The following is a 16,377-nucleotide window of genomic DNA, read 5'->3' on the forward strand; positions in this document are numbered from 1 at the left end:
CCCCTGCCCCCCGGGAGCGAGGCCCGCCCCCCCCCCCCCCCCCCGGGGGGGGCGCGCCAGGCCCCCCGGCCCCCCCCCCCGCGCCCCCCCGTCCGACGGCCGGCCGCGGCCCGTGGGCCGGCTGACCCCGCCGGGTCGGCGCCCCGTCCTGACCGCCGCGGTCGCCGCCCTGGGTATCGCCGGCGGGACCCTGCTCGCGGTCGGTCTGGCCGAGGACGGGAGACCGGCCGCGGCTCCCGGGTCGGCCGACATCGTCGCGCTCCCGCCGGGCGACGAGCCCCCGCAGCCGGTGCTGCCGGCCGAGGGGACCGCGCTGCCCACGCCGTCCTCGCCCGTGCACCTGCTCATCCCGCGCGTCGGACTGGACCTGCCGGTCCTGCCACTGACCCCGCGCGGGGGCGTCATCAACCCGCCGACCCTCACCGCCGCCTACTGGATCCAGCCCTACGAGAACCCGGCAGGTACCGCCGAGCAGGCCGACAACACCCTCTACGTGGCCGCACACTCGACGGGCACGGGGGATCACGGCTTCGACCCGCTGCTCACGCCCGACCACGCGGGCAGCACGCTCGCCGCGGGGGACGTCGTCGAGGTGCGCACCCCGGAGGGCACGGTGCACTACACGGTGCAGCGCACCGAGCGCTATGCCAAGGACGAGCTGCCCGGGGCGACCGAGGTCTGGGAGGCCTCGCCCGGGCGCCTGGTGCTGATCACCTGCTTCCAGCGCGGCGGCGGCCGGGCCTCGACGGAGAACATGGTGGTCTTCGCGGAGGCCTGAGCAAGGACCCCGTCCTCCCCACCCCTCGCAGGCTCGGGGCGGGGCCCGGGACGGGGCCGATCAGGTGACGCGGGTGCGCTCCACCGGGAAGGCCTCGTGGGCGCCGGTCGCCACGATCTCGCGGAGGCAGTCCATCGCGTCCCACACGTCGACGAAGCGGGTGTAGAGCGGCGCGGGGCCCAGCCGCACCCGGTCCGGCGTCCGGAAGTCGGGGACCACGCCGCGGGCGATCAGCGCCTGGGTGAGCTGCCAGGCCCGCGGGTGGGCGAGGGTGACGTGCGTGCCCCGCCGCGCCGGGTCCCGCGGCGAGGCCAGGGCGACGCCGAACGGCGCCAGCCACGCGTCGGCCAGCGCGACGGTCAGCTCGCCCATCGCGCGGCCCTTGGCCGCCAGCGCCTCGATCCCGGCCTCGGCGACCAGCCGGGCGCCGACCTCCACCGCGGATATCGCCACCACCGGCGGCGTCCCGACGCCGAACCGCTCGATGCCCGGCACCGGGTCGTAGGCCGGCCCCATCGCGAACTGGTCCCGCTGGCCGAACCAGCCCCAGATCGGCTGGCGCAGCTGCTCCTGCAGCTCGCGGCGCACGTAGAGGAACGCCGGCGCCCCCGGCCCGCCGTTGAGGTACTTGTACGTGCACCCGACGGCGAGGTCGGCGCCGGCGGCGGCGAGGTCCAGCGGGACGGAGCCGGCGGCGTGCGAGAGGTCCCAGAGGACCAGTGCGCCCACCTCCCGCGCGGCGCTCGTGACGGCGGCGACGTCGGCCAGCGCGCCGGAGCGGTAGGCGACCGCGGACAGGACGACGACGGCCACCCGCTCGTCGAGCGCCGCGGCGAGCACCGCCGGGTCCAGCCCCTCGTCGACGTCGGCCGGGACCTCCCGCACGGTCATGCCGCGCGCCTGGGCGACCCCGGCCACGATGTAGCGGTCGGTCGGGAAGTCGTCGGCGCTGCAGACCAGCACGTCCCGCCCCGGCCGCGCGTCGACCCCGGCGACCAGGAGCTTGTAGAGGTCCACCGACGTGGAGTCGCTCACCAGCACCTCGCCGGCGCGGGCGCCCAGCACGCCCTCGGCCAGCAGGTCGCCGATGCGGGTGGCCGCGCCGATCCACGACGACCAGGAGCCGACCAGCCCGCGGGCCCACTCCAGCTCGACCACGCGGGCCAGGGCCGCCGGCGTCTCCCGCGGCATCCGGCCCAGCGAGTTGCCGTCCAGGTAGAGGACGCCGTCCTCCCCGGCGCCGGCGAAGCGGCTCCGGAACCCGGCCAGGGGGTCGGCCGCGTCGAGGGACCGGGCGTGCGTGCGGGAGAGGTCCACGCCGCCCTGTCTACCGGGTTAGCGTCCCCGGTCGTGACCTCCGGCACCCAGTTGCACGACCTCACCGCGCTCGAGCAGGCCGCCGCCGTCCGCGCGCGGGAGGTCAGCCCCGTCGAGCTCGTCGAGCACGCGCTGCGCCGCGTCGAGGCGCTCGACCCGGGGCTCGGCGCCTTCCTGACCGTCACCCCGGAGCGCGCGCTGGCCGCGGCGCGCCGCGCCGAGCACCGGGTCGCGCGCGGCGGGGAGCTGCCGCCGCTGCTCGGCGTCCCGACCGCGGTCAAGGACCTCAACAACACCGCCGGCGTCCGGACGACGTACGGCTGCACGGTCTTCGCCGACAACGTGCCCACCGTCGACGACCACGTGGTGACCGCCCTGGCCGCGGCCGGGACGATCAGCGTCGGCAAGACCAACACGCCTGAGTTCGGCTTCCCCTGCTACACCGACAACGCCCTCGCCGGTCCGGCGCGCAGCCCCTGGGACCGCACCCGGCTGGCCGGCGGGTCCAGCGGGGGAGCGGCGGTCGCGGTCGCCGCCGGGATGCTGCCGTTCGCCCAGGGCAGCGACGGCGGCGGCTCGATCCGCATCCCGGCCAGCATCAACGGGCTGTTCGGGATCAAGCCCACCCGCGGTCGGGTCAGCAACGCGCCGCTGGGCGGCGACGTGACCGGCCTGGGCACCAACGGGCCGATCGCCCGCACGGTGCGCGACGCCGCAGCGATGCTCGACGTGCTGGCCGGGCCGGTGCTCGGGGACGCGCTCTGGGCCCCGCCGCCCCCGCCGGGCGAGACGTTCCTCGGCTACGCCGACCGCCCGGTGGGCCGGCTGCGGATCGGCCGCCACCTGGAGTCCCCGATGGCGGACACGGCGCTCGAGCCCGAGGTCGCCGCCGCGTTCGACGACGCCACCCGGCTGCTGACCGACCTCGGCCACGAGGTGGACGACGTCCCGCCGGGCCTGCTCGGCCCCGAGGTGCTCGCCGCCTTCGAGCGGGTGTGGTCGCTGTCGGGCACGCTGCTGCCGGTCCCACCCGGCCGGGTCGACGAGCTGCGGCCGCTCACCCGCGAGCTGCGCGCCCGCGGCCTCGCGCTGTCGGCCCAGGCGGCGATGGAGGCGCTGACCGCGCTGCGGCTGTTCTCCCGCCGGTTCATCGACGCCACGCGGGCCTTCGACGTCCTGCTGGCGCCGGTGACGACCATGACGCCGCGGCCGCTGGGCTGGTTCGACGCCGACGGGGACGGTGCGGCCGACTTCGAGCGGCAGAAGCGCTACGCCTCGTTCACCGCCGTCTTCAACGTCACCGGGCAGCCGGCGGTCAGCGTCCCGCTGCACTGGACCGACGCCGGACACCCGATCGGCACCATGCTCGTCGGGCGGCCGGCCGACGAGGCGACCCTCATCGCGCTCTCCGCCCAACTGGAGGCCGCGCGCCCCTGGGCGCACCGTCACCCCGCCGGGTGGGACTGACCAGGAGGCGCCGACGCGCTGCCGGTAGGTTGGGGCCGTGACCGTCGTCGAGACCATCCTCGTCTACGTGGTGGCCCCGCTGGCCGTTGTCCTCCTCCTCGCGCTGCTGACGCTCGCCCCCGGCGCGCGTCGCCGCAGGCCCCGCTACAAGCCGGGCCAGCCGTGGGAGCATGAGCCGGTCTGGTACGAGCCGCACCCGCAGGGCGGCGGTGGGCACGGCCCGGCCGAGGCCCACGGCCCGGCCGCCGTTCCCGGCGACGGCACCACCGCGCTGGGCTCGTCGATGTACCCCGAGCAGCACGGCGGTGCGCCGGCCCTGCCGCAGGGCGGGCACGGCGGCGGGGGGCACACCCCCTCGCCGGCGGCCGTCGCCTCGGCCCGCCCCTACGGCGGCGCCCGAGGGACGTGGTGACCCGATGACGCCCCAGACCCGCACCGAGAACGCCTCCGGAGGCCTGCGATGACCCGCGCGCTGGAAGCCGAGTCGCACGACACGGCGACGTCGGCCGGCACCCTGCCGACGCGGGCCGACGAGGCCGAGCCGCTCGACTCGATCTTCAGCTACCGCGACCTGCTCCGCCTGGACGAGGCGCTGACCATGTCCTCCCGGGAGACCGGGCTGCGGTTCACCCTCTACATCGGTGACCTCGGTGCCCAGACGCGCCAGCGGGCCGAGGAGCTGTTCGAGCGGTCCGGGGACCATCTGGCCGAGTCGGTGCTCCTGGCGGTCTCGCCCGGGCAGCGGGTGATCGAGGTGGTCGCCGGTGCCGCGGCGTCCCGCCGGCTGCCCGACCGGGCGTGCGCGCTGGCGGTGCTGTCGATGACCAACTCCTTCGCCTCCGGCGACCTGGTGGGCGGCATCGTCAACGGGCTGCGCCAGCTGTCGGACCAGGCCGGCCACCCGCGGAGCCTGCGCACCCACTGAAAGGACCCCGGTGCCCCCCGCGCCTCGCACGCTCGGCGCGGGCCCCTGCACCGGGGCCGCCCCTGCCCCCGCCACTCGCGAGCTCGCGGCGGGACCCTGCAGGGGGCCACGGTCGAACGGGGCAGACGCACGCACGAGGGCCCGGCCGGGACGAGCGTCCCGGCCGGGCCCTCGTGGCGTCCGGGCTCAGGCGCTCTCGGCGGCGTCCCGCTCCCGGGCCCGCAGCGACCGCGCGATCCCGTCCCGGCCCTCCGCGACCAGCCGCCGCAGCGGCGCGGGGTGGTCCTCGCCGGCCAGCCAGGCGTCGGCCGCCTGCACCGTGCGCAGCTCCACCACCGGCGGGAACAGGTACTGCACCGCGTTCTTCGCGATCTCCCCGGGACGGCGGTCCCACAGCGGGCGGATGTCGGCGAAGTAGCGCTCGACGTAGCTCGCGGTCAACTCCCGCTGGGCGGGGTGCCAGAAGCCCTGCAGCATCGCCTCGTGCACCGCGTTGGGGATGGTGTCGTCGGTGAAGGCCCGCTCCCAGGTCTCCTGCTTCGACTCCGCCGTCGGGCGCAGCGCCCGGGCGGTCGCGGCCCGCCGCCGTCCGGTCGCGGTCGCGTCGCGGGCCGCCTCGGCCTCGATCTCGGCGTCCCCGGCGGCGCCGATGGCCACCAGCCCGTGCAGGAACGCCCAGCGGGCGTCGGCGTCGACCGGCAGCCCCTCGACCACGCGGGAGCCGTCGAGCAGGCCGCGCAGGACGGCGGCGTGCTCCTCGGTGCGCGCCGCGGTGGCGAAGGTGCGCGACCACTGCAGCTGGGTGTCGCTGCCCGGCTCGGCGGCCTCCAGCGCCGCCAGCGCCTTGTCCGCCAGCGCCCGCCAGCCGGTGTCGGCCCAGCGCGGGTCGGCGTAGTTGGCCAGGGCGCTCTGCACGCGGGCCAGCAGCGACTGGACGACGCTGATCTCGGTCTCGGCGTCCACCCCGGCGAGGACCAGCGCGACCCAGTCGCGGGCCGGCAGCTCCGCGTCGCGGGTCATGTCCCAGGCCGCCGACCAGCACAGCGCGCGGGCCAGGGAGTCCGGGATGGTGCCGATGCCCTCCTGGAGCGTGGCCAGCGAGCGCTCGTCGAGCCGCAGCTTGGCGTAGGTCAGGTCGTCGTCGTTGACCAGGACGAGGTCGGCGGCCGGGGAGCCGACCAGGTCGGGCACCTCGGTGCGCTCCCCGTCGACGTCGAGCTCCACGCGGGTGGTGCGGGTCAGCCCGCCGGGCCCGCGGTCGTAGAGGCCGACGGCCAGCCGGTGGCGGCGCAGCACCGGGTGCTCGGGCACCGCGGTCTGCTCAATGGCGAAGCGGGCGTAGCGGCCGTCGTCGGTCAGCTCGAACACCGGCCGCAGGGTGTTGACCTGGCTGGTCTGCAGCCACTGCTCGGCCCACGCCGACAGGTCGCGGCCGGTGGCCTCCGACAGCGGGTCGAGCAGGTCGGCCAGCGTCGTGTTGCCGTACTCGTGCTTGCGGAAGTAGCGGCGGACGCCGGCCAGGAACTCGTCGCGGCCGACGTAGGCGACCAGCTGCTTGAGCACCGAGGCGCCCTTGGCGTAGGTGATCCCGTCGAAGTTCACCTCGACCGCGGCGACGTCGACCATGTCGGCGGCGATCGGGTGGGTGGAGGGCAGCTGGTCCTGCGCGTAGGCCCACGCCTTCTCGGTGTTGGCGAACGTCGTCCACGCCGTCGTGTACTCGGTGGCCTCCGCCTGGCAGAGGGTGGAGATGTAGGTGGCGAAGGACTCGTTGAGCCACAGGTCGTCCCACCAGCGCATGGTCACCAGGTCGCCGAACCACATGTGGGCCAGCTCGTGCAGCACGGTCTCGGCGCGCCGCTCGTAGCGGGCGCGGGTGGCCTTCGAGCGGAAGACGTAGTCCTCCAGGATCGTGACCGCGCCGGCGTTCTCCATCGCCCCGGCGTTGAACTCGGGCACGAACAGCTGGTCGTACTTGTCGAACGGGTACGGGTAGTCGAACACCCGGTGGTAGAAGTCGAAGCCCTGCTTGGTGACCCGGAACAGCTCGTCGGGGTCCAGGTACCGGGCGAGCGAGGCGCGGCAGAACAGCCCCAGCGCGATGCCCTCGTGCGAGTCGGTGACCTTGGCGTACGGCCCGGCGATGAGCGCCAGCAGGTAGGTCGACAGCCGCTTGGTCGGCTCGAAGTGCACCAGCTGGGCGCCCGCGGGCGCGTCCTCGACCGTGCGGCCGCCGGTGTTCGAGACGACCTCCCAGCCGGCCGGGGCGGTCACTTGGACGGTGTAGGTCGCCTTGAGGTCGGGCTGGTCGAAGCAGGTGAACACCCGCTTGGCCTCGGCCGGCTCGAAGTGCGTGTAGAGGTAGACCTGCCCGTCCTCGGGGTCGACGAACCGGTGCAGGCCCTCGCCCGAGTTGGAGTACCGGCAGTCGGCGGTGACGACGAGGGTGTTCTCCGCGGCGAGGTCGGGCAGCGGCAGGCCGCCCTCCTCGGTGTAGGTGGCGACGTCGAGCGCCGTGCCGTTCAGCGTGGCCGAGTGGACGGTCTCGGCGACCAGGTCGATGAAGGTGCTGGCGCCGGGCTCGCGGCAGGTGAACCGCACCGTCGTCGTCGACCCGAAGGTGCGCTCGCCGGGGGCGCCGGCGCCGTCGGTCAGGTCGAACTGGACGTCGTAGTCGTGCACCGCCAGGAGTTCGGCGCGGCGGGCGGCGTCATCGCGGGTCAGGTTGGGTACGGCCACGAACGGCAGCTTCCCACGGACGTCCGACACCACTCGCGGTGCGCGGGATCCTCGTCCGGTTGAGGGAACAACCATCCCGCCGTCCGACTTGGGAACAGGCGGAACAGACGTCGCGCAGCGAGGAGTGACAGTGACCGAGGCAGTGCAGAGCGCCCCCGTGAAGGCCCGCGTGGACTTCTGGTTCGACCCGTTGTGCCCGTGGGCCTGGCTGACCAGCCGCTGGGTGCTCGAGGCGGCGAAGGTCCGCGACATCGACCTGCACTGGCACGTCATGTCCCTGGCCGTGCTCAACCGCGGCCGGGACCTGCCGCCGGAGTACCAGGAGATGATGAGCAAGGCGATCGGCCCGGTGCGGGTCGCGATCGCCGCGGCGCAGCAGCACGGCGACGAGGTCCTCGGCGACCTCTACACCGCCATGGGCACGCTGCGGCACCACGAGGGCGTCGAGCTCGACGAGCTGATCGCCCCGGCCCTGGAGCGGGTGGGCCTGCCGGCCTCCCTGGCCGAGGCGGCCACCTCCACCGAGTACGACCAGGCGCTGGAGAAGAGCCACCACGAGGGCATGGACCCGGTCGGCGACGACGTCGGCACGCCGGTCATGCACATCGACGGCGTGGCCTTCTTCGGCCCGGTGATCAGCAAGGTGCCGACCGGTGAGGACGCCGGGCGGGCCTTCGACGGCGCCGTCCTGCTGGCCAACCTGCCCGACTTCTGGGAGCTCAAGCGGACCCGCCTGTCCGGCCCCGACATGGACTCGGTGCCCGCCGACGCGCTGGAGCTGACCCGCCGCAGCTGAAGGCCGTCCGAGGGGCAGAGATGGCCATTTCTGCCCCTCGGACGCGGTCGGGCATGCTGACCGTGTGTCGCGTCCCGTCCGTCAGCGCATCCTGATCACCGGCGCCAGCTCCGGTCTCGGCGAGGGCATGGCCCGCCGGTTCGCCGCGATGGGCCGCGACCTGGCGCTGGCCGCCCGGCGCACCGACCGGCTCGAGGCGCTGCGTGAAGAGCTGCTCGCTGCGCACCCCGGCATCCGCGTGGTGACCGCCGGGCTGGACGTCGACGACGCCACCGCGGTCGAGAAGGTGGTCCCGGAGCTGGCCGGCGAGCTCGGCGGGATCGACCGGTTCGTGGCCAACGCCGGCATCGGCAAGGGCGCCTCGGTCGGCACCGGCACGGCATGGGCCAACCGGGCGACGCTGTTCACCAACGTGCTGGGCACGCACGCCCAGTGCGAGGCCGCGGTCGAGCTGTTCCGCGCCCAGGGCGCCGGCCACCTCGTGGTCGTCTCCTCGGTCGCCTCGATCCGCGGCATGCACGGCACCCGGACGGCGTACGGCGCGAGCAAGGCCGCGCTCAACTCCCTGGCGGAGGGCATCCGCGCCGACCTCCTGGGCACCGGCATCCGCGTCACCACGGTCCTGCCCGGGTACATCGCCACCGACATCAACGTCGGGCGGCGCGGCCCGTTCACCGTCGACCTGGACACCGGCGTCACCGCCCTCACCGCGGCGATCGAGCGCGAGCCGGCGCGCGCCTACGTCCCGGAGTGGCCCTGGCGGCCGGTCGCGGCCCTGCTGCGGGTGCTGCCGCTGCCCGTCGTCCGCCGGCTCACCTGAGAAAGGACCCCCCTGCCCCCCACCACTCGCACGCTCGCGGTGGGGCCCTGCAGGAGGGCCACCTACTCACCGGAACGAAGCCTCGAGGCGGCCGTGCGCATGGTCGCCTCGTCGTAGGGACCGGCGTCCAGTCGGCCGGCGCGGACGGCGGCCAGCACCGCCAGCAGCTCCTCCCGCTGCGCCCCCACGAAGTCCGCGTCGACCACCGCCCCGTGCCCGGGCACGACCGGCCCGCGGGCCAGCGCGTGCAGCCGGCCGAGGGTGGCCGGCCACTCGGCGGGGAAGGCGTCCTCGAACGCCGGCGGGGCGCCCTCCTCGACGAGGTCCCCGGCGAAGACGGCGCAGTCGTCCACCTCCACGACCAGGTCGTGATCGGTGTGGCCGCGGCCCAGGAACCGCAGCACCACCTCGCGACCGCCGACGTCCAGGACCGCGGCGTCGTCGACCAGGGCGTCCGGCGGGTCCAGCGGTGCCTGCCGCACCCGCTCCGCCGCTGCCGGGTCCCCGGCGGCCAGCAGCTCGGCGACCCGGGCGGCGCGCTGCGCCTCGCCGGTGGCGCGGACGGCGGCGGCGCACCCGCGCGTCCCCCAGACCGTCGCCGGGCGGAACGCGGCGTTGCCGAAGCAGTGGTCGTAGTGCGCGTGGGTGTCGACCACCGTCCACGGGGACGACGTCACCCGGCGGACGGCGGCGATGAGGTCGGCGGCCTCGCCGAGGTCCGAGCGGGTGTCGACGACCAGGCAGGCGCCCTCGCCCACGACCAGCCCGCAGTTGAGGTCCAGGGACTCGTGCCGGCGCACGAACACCCCGTCGGCGACCTCGCGGAAGCTCACCAGCAGATCCGCATCGGCCGGTCCCGGGCGTCGCGGGCCCCGTCGCCCACGCACTCGGCGACCCCGTCGGCGATCCGCCGGGCCGACCACGCCGCCGCGCACGCGTCGAGGGCGTCGATGACGGGGACGCGCGGCGGGGCGTGCAACAGCGCCTCCTCGACGTCCATGACGGCGCGCAGCGCGATGAGTCGCTGGGCCGTGCCGCGTGCTGTGCCCTTCGGGTCGCGCACGCGCCCGTCCAGCTCCCGGAACGCCAGCTCCGGGTGGACCTCGACGACGTGGTCGGCGGGGGGCTCGCCGAGGGCGTCGTCGAGCGCGCGGATCGCCCTGACCAGCTGGAACGCCTGGGCGGAGGGAGCCCGCGGCGGGTGCGTGGCCGCCCGGGACAGCGCCCGCGCCTCGGCGTAGTCGTCGGTCGCGAGCACCGCCCGCACCGGGGTGGGGAAGACCGAGCTGCCGGCGCCGAGGCCGCGCAGCCGCTCCCGCGCCTGGTCGTCACAGTGCCGCGGGCCGTCGTCGGGGAGCCCGATCGGCATGTCGATGCCGACCACGTCGACGTCCGGCACGGCGAGGACGGCGGCGGCGTCGGGCAGCACGGTCAGCGTCACGGTGCGGCCCTCGAGCCGAGCGCCCACCCAGGCGCCCCGCCAGCCGTCGACCCCCAGCACCGCCACCTCGGCAGCCTGACAGAGCGGCAGCCTGACAGACTCGCGGCCATGCGCGTCTTCGTCGGCACCGACCACGCTGGGCTGGAGTTCAAGGAGCACCTGAAGAAGGCGCTCGCCGACGCCGGGCACGAGCCGGTCGACTGCGGGGCGTACGAGTACGACGCCCAGGACGACTACCCGCCGTTCTGCTTCGAGGTCGGCGAGCGCACCGTCACCGAGCCGGGCAGCCTCGGCGTGGTCATCGGCGGCTCGGGCAACGGCGAGCAGATCGCGGCGAACAAGGTACCGGGCGTGCGTGCGGCGCTGGTGTGGAGCACCGCGACCGCCGAGCTCGCCCGCCAGCACAACGACGCCAACGTCGTCTCGATCGGCGCCCGCCAGCACAGCGTCGAGGAGGCCACCGAGCTGGTGCTGACCTTCCTCGCCACGCCGTTCAGCGGTGACGAGCGGCACGCCCGCCGCATCGGCCTGGTGACCGACTACGAGCAGAACCGCCACCGTCCCGCCGGCGGCCTGCCCACCCGCGAGGAACCGGTCTAGAACTCGTCCGGGCACCACGGGGTGACCGGCCAGCGGAACGCGGTCGCCGCCAGCGTGACCGCCCCGGGGCTCACCTCGGTGACCCGGCCGGCCGCCTGCAGCGTGGCCAGGGAGGCGCCACCCAGGTAGGCCGCGGCCAGCGCCTCGACGTCGAGGACCAGGTCGGGGTCGCTGTCGGTCTGCGCGCAGAAGCCACCCGAGGGCCCCGCGGTCAGCGCCCACCGCCCGTCGTTCCACGGGCAGAACCGGTCGCGGACCTCGAACACCAGGTTGATCGGCGTGGGGTAGCGCCGGGCGGCGAGGGCGCGGCCCACGTCGACCAGGCGCACCCACAGCGCGTCGATCGGGCGGGCGTGCAGCGCGCGCGGGTCGACGAGCAGGTGGCGCAGCGGGTCGTCGTCCGGCTGCGACGGCGCCTTCACCGTGCGGACCAGGTCGATCGACAGCAGGAACTGCCAGAGCGCGGCGTAGGCCGGGCTGGTCGCCGCGCGGATCTCCTCGACGGTGACCGTGCCGTCGGCCTCGCCGTCCTCTGTCCAGGCGCCCTTGACCCGGTAGGCGGCGTAGCCGGTGACCGTGCCGTCGGGCTCGGTGTGCAGCAGGTATCGGCGCTCGGGCGTGCCGGAGCGGTGGTCGTCCTCCTCGCGCAGCGCGCGGTCCCACCAGCGGTCGTCGCGCGCCAGGTTGCCCGGGACGAACCGGCGCACCCGGTCGTACAGGCCCACCGCGGCGGCCCGGTACTGCTCGACGGTCACCACGTCGACCCGCCCGGTGCCGACGTCGGTGCCCGACCGCAGCCGCAGCCGGTCGACCGCGCCGGAGAGGTTGCCCCGCCAGGTGGCCGGCGCGTACCCGAACCGGCCGTAGATGGAGCCCTCCGACGCCCACAACGCGGCCACCGGCTCCCGGCCCTGCTCGTGCAGCTCGGTCAGCTGGCGCCGCATGATCGCGGTCAGCACGCCGCGCCGCCGGTGGGTGGGGGAGACGCTCACCCAGGTGACCCCCGCCATGGGCACGACCGCGCCGGGCACCGTCATCTCCCGGCTGTAGACCCCTGACGTGGCCACCACCCGGTCGCCCTCCCACAGCCCGAGCGAGCGGTCCAGTTCCGCGTGCACGGGGACGGCGTCGACGAAGGAACGCGGCGCCGGCTCGGCGAAGGCGGTGAACATGGCGCGGCTGAAGGTGGGCCACTCCTCGGCGGTGGCGGGCCGGAGGGCGTCGGCGAGATCGGTCACCCTCGCTGTCTACCGGCACCCTCCGACGGTCGCGAACGGGTTGTCGGACGCCGGTGCCACGATGCGCGCCGTGGCCGCCACCCCGGACGACGTCCGCGCCGTCGCCCTCGCCCTACCCGAGACCACCGAGCGCCCGGCGTGGGACATGGCCTGCCTGCGCGTGCGGGACAAGGTCTTCGCCTCGATGCCGCCGGAGGAGACCTGGGTCGCGATCCGGCTGGCGGAGGGGGAGAACCGGGCGCTGGCGGCCGAGCGGCCGGGGGTGTTCTCCGTGCCGCACCACTACCGCAACTCCACCATGGTCGTCGTCGACCTCGCGGCGGCCGATCCCGAGGAGCTCGCCGAGCTGCTCACCGAGGCCTGGCGGCTGCGCGCCCCCGCCCGGCTGCGCGCCGCGTACGACGCCGATCAGGCGCGCAGGTAGGCCAGGGTCGCCATCACCCGGCGGTGCTGGTCGTCGTCCTGGGTGAGGCCGAGCTTGGCGAAGATCCGCTGGGTGTGCTTCTCGACGGCGCCCTCGGTGACCACCAGCCGCCGGGCGATGGCGCTGTTCGAGGAGCCCTCGGCGATCAGCCCGAGCACCTCGCGCTCGCGCGGGGTCAGCCGGCGCACCGGGTCGTCGGCGCGGCGGCGGGCGAACAGCTGGGCCACGACCTGGGGGTCGAGCACGGTGCCGCCGGTGACGACGTCGGCCAGGGCGCCCAGGAACGAGTCGAGGTCGGTGACCCGGTCCTTGAGCAGGTAGCCGACCCCGCCGCGGCCGTCGGCGAGCAGCTCGTCGGCGTAGGCCACCTCGACGTACTGGGAGAGGACGAGCACCGCCGTCCCGGGGACGGTGGTCCGGGCTTCCACCGCCGCGCGCAACCCCTCGTCGCTGTGCGTCGGCGGCATCCGGACGTCGACCACGGCGACGTCCGGGCGGTGCTCGGCCACCGCCCGGACCAGCGAGGGGCCGTCGCCCACGGCGGCGACCACTTCGCAGCCCTCCTCCTCGAGCAGCCGGACCAGGCCCTCCCGGAGGAGCACCGAGTCGTCGGCGATCACGACCCGCACGGCAGCTCCGCGACCAGCCGGGTGGGTCCGCCGCGGGGGCTGTCCACGGTCAGGACGCCGTCCACCGCGCGCAGCCGGTCGGCCAGCCCGGCCAGGCCGTGCCCGGGCGCGAGCACCGCGCCGCCGGTGCCGTCGTCCTCGACGGTGACCCGCAGCGCCGGTCCGGCCGCCACGACGACCACCTGGACGGTGCGCGCGCCGCTGTGCTTGGCCACGTTGGCCAGGGCCTCGCTGACCACGAAGTAGGCGGTGTTCTCCACGGCGGGGGCCAGCCGCTGCTCGGGCAGGTCGACCGACAGCTCCACCGGCACGGGGGAGCGGGCCGCGATCGCGGCGAGCGCGGCGGCCAGGCCGCGGTCGGCGAGCACCGGCGGCGCGATGCCGCGGGAGAGGGCGCGCAGCTCCTCCAGCGCCTCCTTGGCCAGGACGGCGGCCTCGCCGAGCGTCGTTCGGGCGGCGTCCGGGTCGCGGTCGAGCTGCCGCTGGGCGCGGGAGAGGTCCATGCCGAGCCGGACCAGGTGCTGCTGCGGTCCGTCGTGGATGTCCCGCTCGAGCCGGCGCAGCGCGACCGCCTCGGCGGCGACGGCGGCGTCGCGGCCCTGCGCCAGCCGGCCGATCTCGGCCTGGGTGGCCGCCCGGGAGGTCAGCAGCGCCCGCCCCAGCTGCGCCTGGAGCAGCGCCGCCCCGCGGACGACGAACGGCAGCAGCACGGCGAACACGGCTCCGATGAGCGTGTAGAGGAGGATCCGCGACCCCGCCGTCGACTCGAACCCGAGCAGTTCGAGCAGGTCGGTGTTGTCCGGGTCGGCCGACGCGTCGGGCAGCGCCCAGTCCCAGAGCCCGTAGGTCAGGCCGCCGAGCGCCCCGGCCCAGAACGTCACCGTGACGACGAAGGACAGGATCGCGAACGGGAACCGCACCAGTGCGTGCAGGGCGTCGAGCCAGCACTGCGGGTCGCGCAGCGGCGTCGTCAGCCGGCGCACGCGGCCGCCCTCCCCACCACGCAGGTAGGCCGGGGAGGGCACCGGCCGGCCCAGCACCCCGGGCAGGAAGGCGCGCTCCACGGCCGCCAGGCCGCGGGCGGCCAGCAGGGTGGCCGCCAGGACGGCGACCCCCACCCACACGACGAGCAGGCCCGCGCCGGCCGACAGGCCGGTCACGACGAGGACGAACGCGGCAATCGCCAGCGGGAAGGCGAGCAGTGAGTAGCCGGTGTCGACGCCTAGCTGGCGCAGCCACCCGTGCGGGCGGGCCGGAGCGCTCGAGGTCGGGGACACGGTCGGCAGGACGGCGGTGTCGGTGGTCATGCCGTCGAGCCTCGCCGGAGGAGGGGGTCGGACCCATCCCGCCAGCCGGTCGATCGGGTGTCGGGCTGGCCCGACAGGGGTGCGGTGCTCATGTCGCGGCCGATGCTCGTGGCGCGGCAGCGCCGTGTCCAGCACCCCGCCCCGTTAGGGTCCCCGGCAGCCGAGCGCGTCGCTGTCGTCGCGCCCCCGCGCGACCGCACGCCCGGCGGGGGAGGGAGCCGTGCGCTCCAAGACAGCGCCGATCGTCATGGCCGCCGCACTGCTCGCGGGCGGCTGCAGTTCGTTTACCGAGGACACCGACGCCGAGGCCGGGGAGTCCCTGCGCGTGGGGACGTCGGCCCCCGACGCCGAGTTCACCCTGGTCGCCGACGAGGACCCGGCCGCCTCGGCCGCGTCGGCCAGCCGCGCGCTGTTCGACTCCGCGGAGGTGGTCGTGGTCGCCCGCGACGGCGACGCGGCCGGCACGCTGCTGGGCGCCTCGGCCGCGGTCGGCCTGGGTGTCCCGCTGCTGGTGCAGCCCGCCGACGGCGGGGCGGCCGACGCGCTCACCGGCGAGCTGGACCGCCTGGGCGCGACGACGGTGCTGGCCGTGGGCGACGCCGAGGGGCTCGGCGACGGGCTCGACGTCGTCGCCGTCCCCGCAGCGCCGGAGGCGGTCGCCGAGGCGACGGGGCTGGACCTCGCCGAGACGCGCGAGGTGGACGGCGACGCCGTGGCCGGGGCGGTCGCCGAGCTGGACCCGGACGACCCGGTCGCCCTGCAGGCACCCGGGGACGCACCGGGCGCGGACGGCGACGTGGCGGCGCTGCCGGCGGTCGAGCGCGCCGAGCCGCTCGACGGCACCCTGGTGCTCGCCTCCGGCACCCCGGAGTCCGTGGCCGGGATCGCCAGCGCCCGGGCCGCCGGGGCGCGGGTGCTGCTGACCGGCGGCGCGACCGACCCGCGGGCGTCCGCCGAGGTGGTGGAGGCGCTGGCGGACGACCCGGGCTCGGTCGTCGCCCTCGGTGCGGGGTTCGCCGCCGAGGACGGGCTGGACTGGAAGCTCGCCACCGCCGCCACCGGGGAGCAGCTGCCCGGAGGCGGCCAGCTGCTGTTCCCGGAGCACTTCCTCGTCGCGCTGTACGGGCACCCGGGCAGCGGTGCGCTCGGAGTGCTCGGCGAGCAGGACCCGCAGGCCTCGGTGGAGCGGGCTCGCCAGCACGCGGCGCCGTACGAGGGGCTGGTCCCCGACGCCACCGTCGTCCCGGCGTTCGAGGTCATCGCCACGGTGGCCTCGGAGTTCGCCGGTCCGGACGGCAACTACTCCACCGAGGCCGACGTCGAGCAGCTGCGGCCGTGGGTGGAGGCGGCGGGGGAGGCCGGGCTGTACGTCGTCCTCGACCTGCAGCCGGGCCGCACCGACTTCGTCACCCAGGCCGAGCAGTACCGGTCGCTGCTGGAGCTGCCCTACGTGGGCCTGGCGCTGGACCCGGAGTGGCGGCTGGCTCCGGGGCAGGTGCACCTGACCCAGATCGGGTCGGTGTCGGTCGACGAGGTCAACCAGGTGGTGACCTGGCTGGCCGACCTCACCCGCGACAACGCGCTGCCGCAGAAGCTGCTCGTGCTGCACCAGTTCCAGGTGCGGATGATCCCCGAGCGGGAGCGGCTGGACACCTCCCGCGACGAGCTGGCGGTGCTGGTGCACGCCGACGGCCAGGGCTCGCAGGGGGACAAGCAGGCGACCTGGCAGGCGCTGCGGCAGACCGACCCGGACGCCGTGTGGTGGGGGTGGAAGAACTTCTACGACGAGGACGCCCCGATGCTCAGCCCGGAGGAGACGATCGCCCAGGTCAACCCCCGACCTCAGCTGATCAGCTACCAGTAGGGCGCGACCTCTCCCGTTCCGTCGGTGCCCTG

The 16,377-nt window shown here is 75.7% G+C and carries 16 protein-coding genes; 9 read left to right on the forward strand and 7 right to left on the reverse strand.

What is annotated here, in order from left to right:
* The first annotated feature begins 112 nt into the window (after positions 1 to 112).
* The gene (locus ACI79D_RS13850) at positions 113 to 778 is read left to right on the forward strand and encodes a class F sortase (RefSeq protein WP_456919002.1); all 666 of its coding nucleotides are present in this window, start codon (positions 113 to 115) and stop codon (positions 776 to 778) included.
* A 60-nt stretch (positions 779 to 838) separates the two neighbouring features.
* On the opposite strand, the gene kynU is transcribed toward ACI79D_RS13850, so the two are convergent.
* Complete coding sequence (gene kynU / locus ACI79D_RS13855) at positions 839 to 2,095, reverse strand: kynureninase (protein WP_456919003.1); 1,257 nt, start codon at positions 2,093 to 2,095, stop codon at positions 839 to 841.
* Positions 2,096 to 2,128: 33 nt separating this feature from the next.
* Here kynU and ACI79D_RS13860 point away from each other — a divergent pair, with 33 nt between their 5' ends.
* Genes ACI79D_RS13860 through ACI79D_RS13870 form a run of 3 tightly spaced genes read left to right on the forward strand, consistent with a single transcriptional unit; the run spans position 2,129 to position 4,487 of the window.
* Positions 2,129 to 3,562 (forward strand): amidase, encoded by a 1,434-nt coding sequence (locus ACI79D_RS13860; RefSeq protein WP_456919004.1) that lies wholly within the window; start codon positions 2,129 to 2,131, stop codon positions 3,560 to 3,562.
* Between the two features lie 37 nt (positions 3,563 to 3,599).
* Entirely contained in the window at positions 3,600 to 3,974 is a 375-nt protein-coding gene (gene ctaJ / locus ACI79D_RS13865; protein ID WP_456919005.1) for an aa3-type cytochrome oxidase subunit CtaJ, read from the forward strand.
* Positions 3,975 to 4,022: 48 nt separating this feature from the next.
* Positions 4,023 to 4,487, forward strand: a complete 465-nt coding sequence (locus ACI79D_RS13870) for a DUF5130 family protein (RefSeq protein ID WP_456919006.1) — start codon at positions 4,023 to 4,025, stop codon at positions 4,485 to 4,487.
* Positions 4,488 to 4,673: 186 nt separating this feature from the next.
* Here the strand turns inward: ACI79D_RS13870 and pepN are convergent, their stop codons facing one another.
* Positions 4,674 to 7,226 carry an aminopeptidase N gene (gene pepN / locus ACI79D_RS13875; protein ID WP_456919007.1) on the reverse strand — a complete coding sequence of 851 codons (2,553 nt, stop codon included), beginning with the start codon at positions 7,224 to 7,226 and terminating at the stop codon, positions 4,674 to 4,676.
* 130 nt (positions 7,227 to 7,356) lie between these two features.
* Here pepN and ACI79D_RS13880 point away from each other — a divergent pair, with 130 nt between their 5' ends.
* Positions 7,357 to 8,022, forward strand: a complete 666-nt coding sequence (locus ACI79D_RS13880) for a mycothiol-dependent nitroreductase Rv2466c family protein (RefSeq protein WP_456919008.1) — start codon at positions 7,357 to 7,359, stop codon at positions 8,020 to 8,022.
* 64 nt (positions 8,023 to 8,086) lie between these two features.
* The gene (locus ACI79D_RS13885; RefSeq protein WP_456919009.1) at positions 8,087 to 8,842 is read left to right on the forward strand and encodes an SDR family oxidoreductase; all 756 of its coding nucleotides are present in this window, start codon (positions 8,087 to 8,089) and stop codon (positions 8,840 to 8,842) included.
* A 62-nt stretch (positions 8,843 to 8,904) separates the two neighbouring features.
* On the opposite strand, the gene ACI79D_RS13890 is transcribed toward ACI79D_RS13885, so the two are convergent.
* Both ACI79D_RS13890 and ACI79D_RS13895 read right to left on the reverse strand, forming a co-directional pair.
* On the reverse strand, positions 8,905 to 9,675 hold the full coding sequence (locus tag ACI79D_RS13890) for an MBL fold metallo-hydrolase (protein ID WP_456919010.1): 771 nt from the start codon (positions 9,673 to 9,675) through the stop codon (positions 8,905 to 8,907).
* Positions 9,672 to 10,349 (reverse strand): DUF429 domain-containing protein, encoded by a 678-nt coding sequence (locus ACI79D_RS13895; protein WP_456919011.1) that lies wholly within the window; start codon positions 10,347 to 10,349, stop codon positions 9,672 to 9,674. The genes ACI79D_RS13890 and ACI79D_RS13895 overlap by 4 nt, the downstream gene beginning before the upstream one ends.
* A 42-nt stretch (positions 10,350 to 10,391) precedes the next feature.
* On the opposite strand from ACI79D_RS13895, the gene ACI79D_RS13900 reads away from it, so the two are divergent.
* Positions 10,392 to 10,883 (forward strand): ribose-5-phosphate isomerase, encoded by a 492-nt coding sequence (locus ACI79D_RS13900; protein ID WP_456919012.1) that lies wholly within the window; start codon positions 10,392 to 10,394, stop codon positions 10,881 to 10,883.
* On the opposite strand, the gene ACI79D_RS13905 is transcribed toward ACI79D_RS13900, so the two are convergent.
* Positions 10,880 to 12,121: a GNAT family N-acetyltransferase gene (locus tag ACI79D_RS13905; RefSeq protein WP_456919013.1), complete on the reverse strand. Its 1,242-nt coding sequence runs from the start codon at positions 12,119 to 12,121 to the stop codon at positions 10,880 to 10,882. The two genes, ACI79D_RS13900 and ACI79D_RS13905, sit on opposite strands and share 4 nt — an antisense overlap.
* Before the next feature lie 70 nt (positions 12,122 to 12,191).
* Between ACI79D_RS13905 and ACI79D_RS13910 the strand changes: the two genes are divergently transcribed.
* Positions 12,192 to 12,545, forward strand: coding sequence for an MmcQ/YjbR family DNA-binding protein (locus ACI79D_RS13910; RefSeq protein WP_456919014.1), 354 nt, complete (start codon positions 12,192 to 12,194; stop codon positions 12,543 to 12,545).
* On the opposite strand, the gene ACI79D_RS13915 is transcribed toward ACI79D_RS13910, so the two are convergent.
* Positions 12,530 to 13,174: a response regulator gene (locus ACI79D_RS13915; protein WP_456919015.1), complete on the reverse strand. Its 645-nt coding sequence runs from the start codon at positions 13,172 to 13,174 to the stop codon at positions 12,530 to 12,532. The two genes, ACI79D_RS13910 and ACI79D_RS13915, sit on opposite strands and share 16 nt — an antisense overlap.
* Complete coding sequence (locus tag ACI79D_RS13920) at positions 13,162 to 14,481, reverse strand: sensor histidine kinase (protein ID WP_456919016.1); 1,320 nt, start codon at positions 14,479 to 14,481, stop codon at positions 13,162 to 13,164. The genes ACI79D_RS13915 and ACI79D_RS13920 overlap by 13 nt, the downstream gene beginning before the upstream one ends.
* 220 nt (positions 14,482 to 14,701) lie before the next feature.
* Here ACI79D_RS13920 and ACI79D_RS13925 point away from each other — a divergent pair, with 220 nt between their 5' ends.
* Positions 14,702 to 16,345: a hypothetical protein gene (locus ACI79D_RS13925; RefSeq protein WP_456919017.1), complete on the forward strand. Its 1,644-nt coding sequence runs from the start codon at positions 14,702 to 14,704 to the stop codon at positions 16,343 to 16,345.
* Positions 16,346 to 16,377 lie beyond the last annotated feature (32 nt).

The sequence above is a fragment of the Geodermatophilus sp. SYSU D00708 genome, assembly GCF_054050115.1.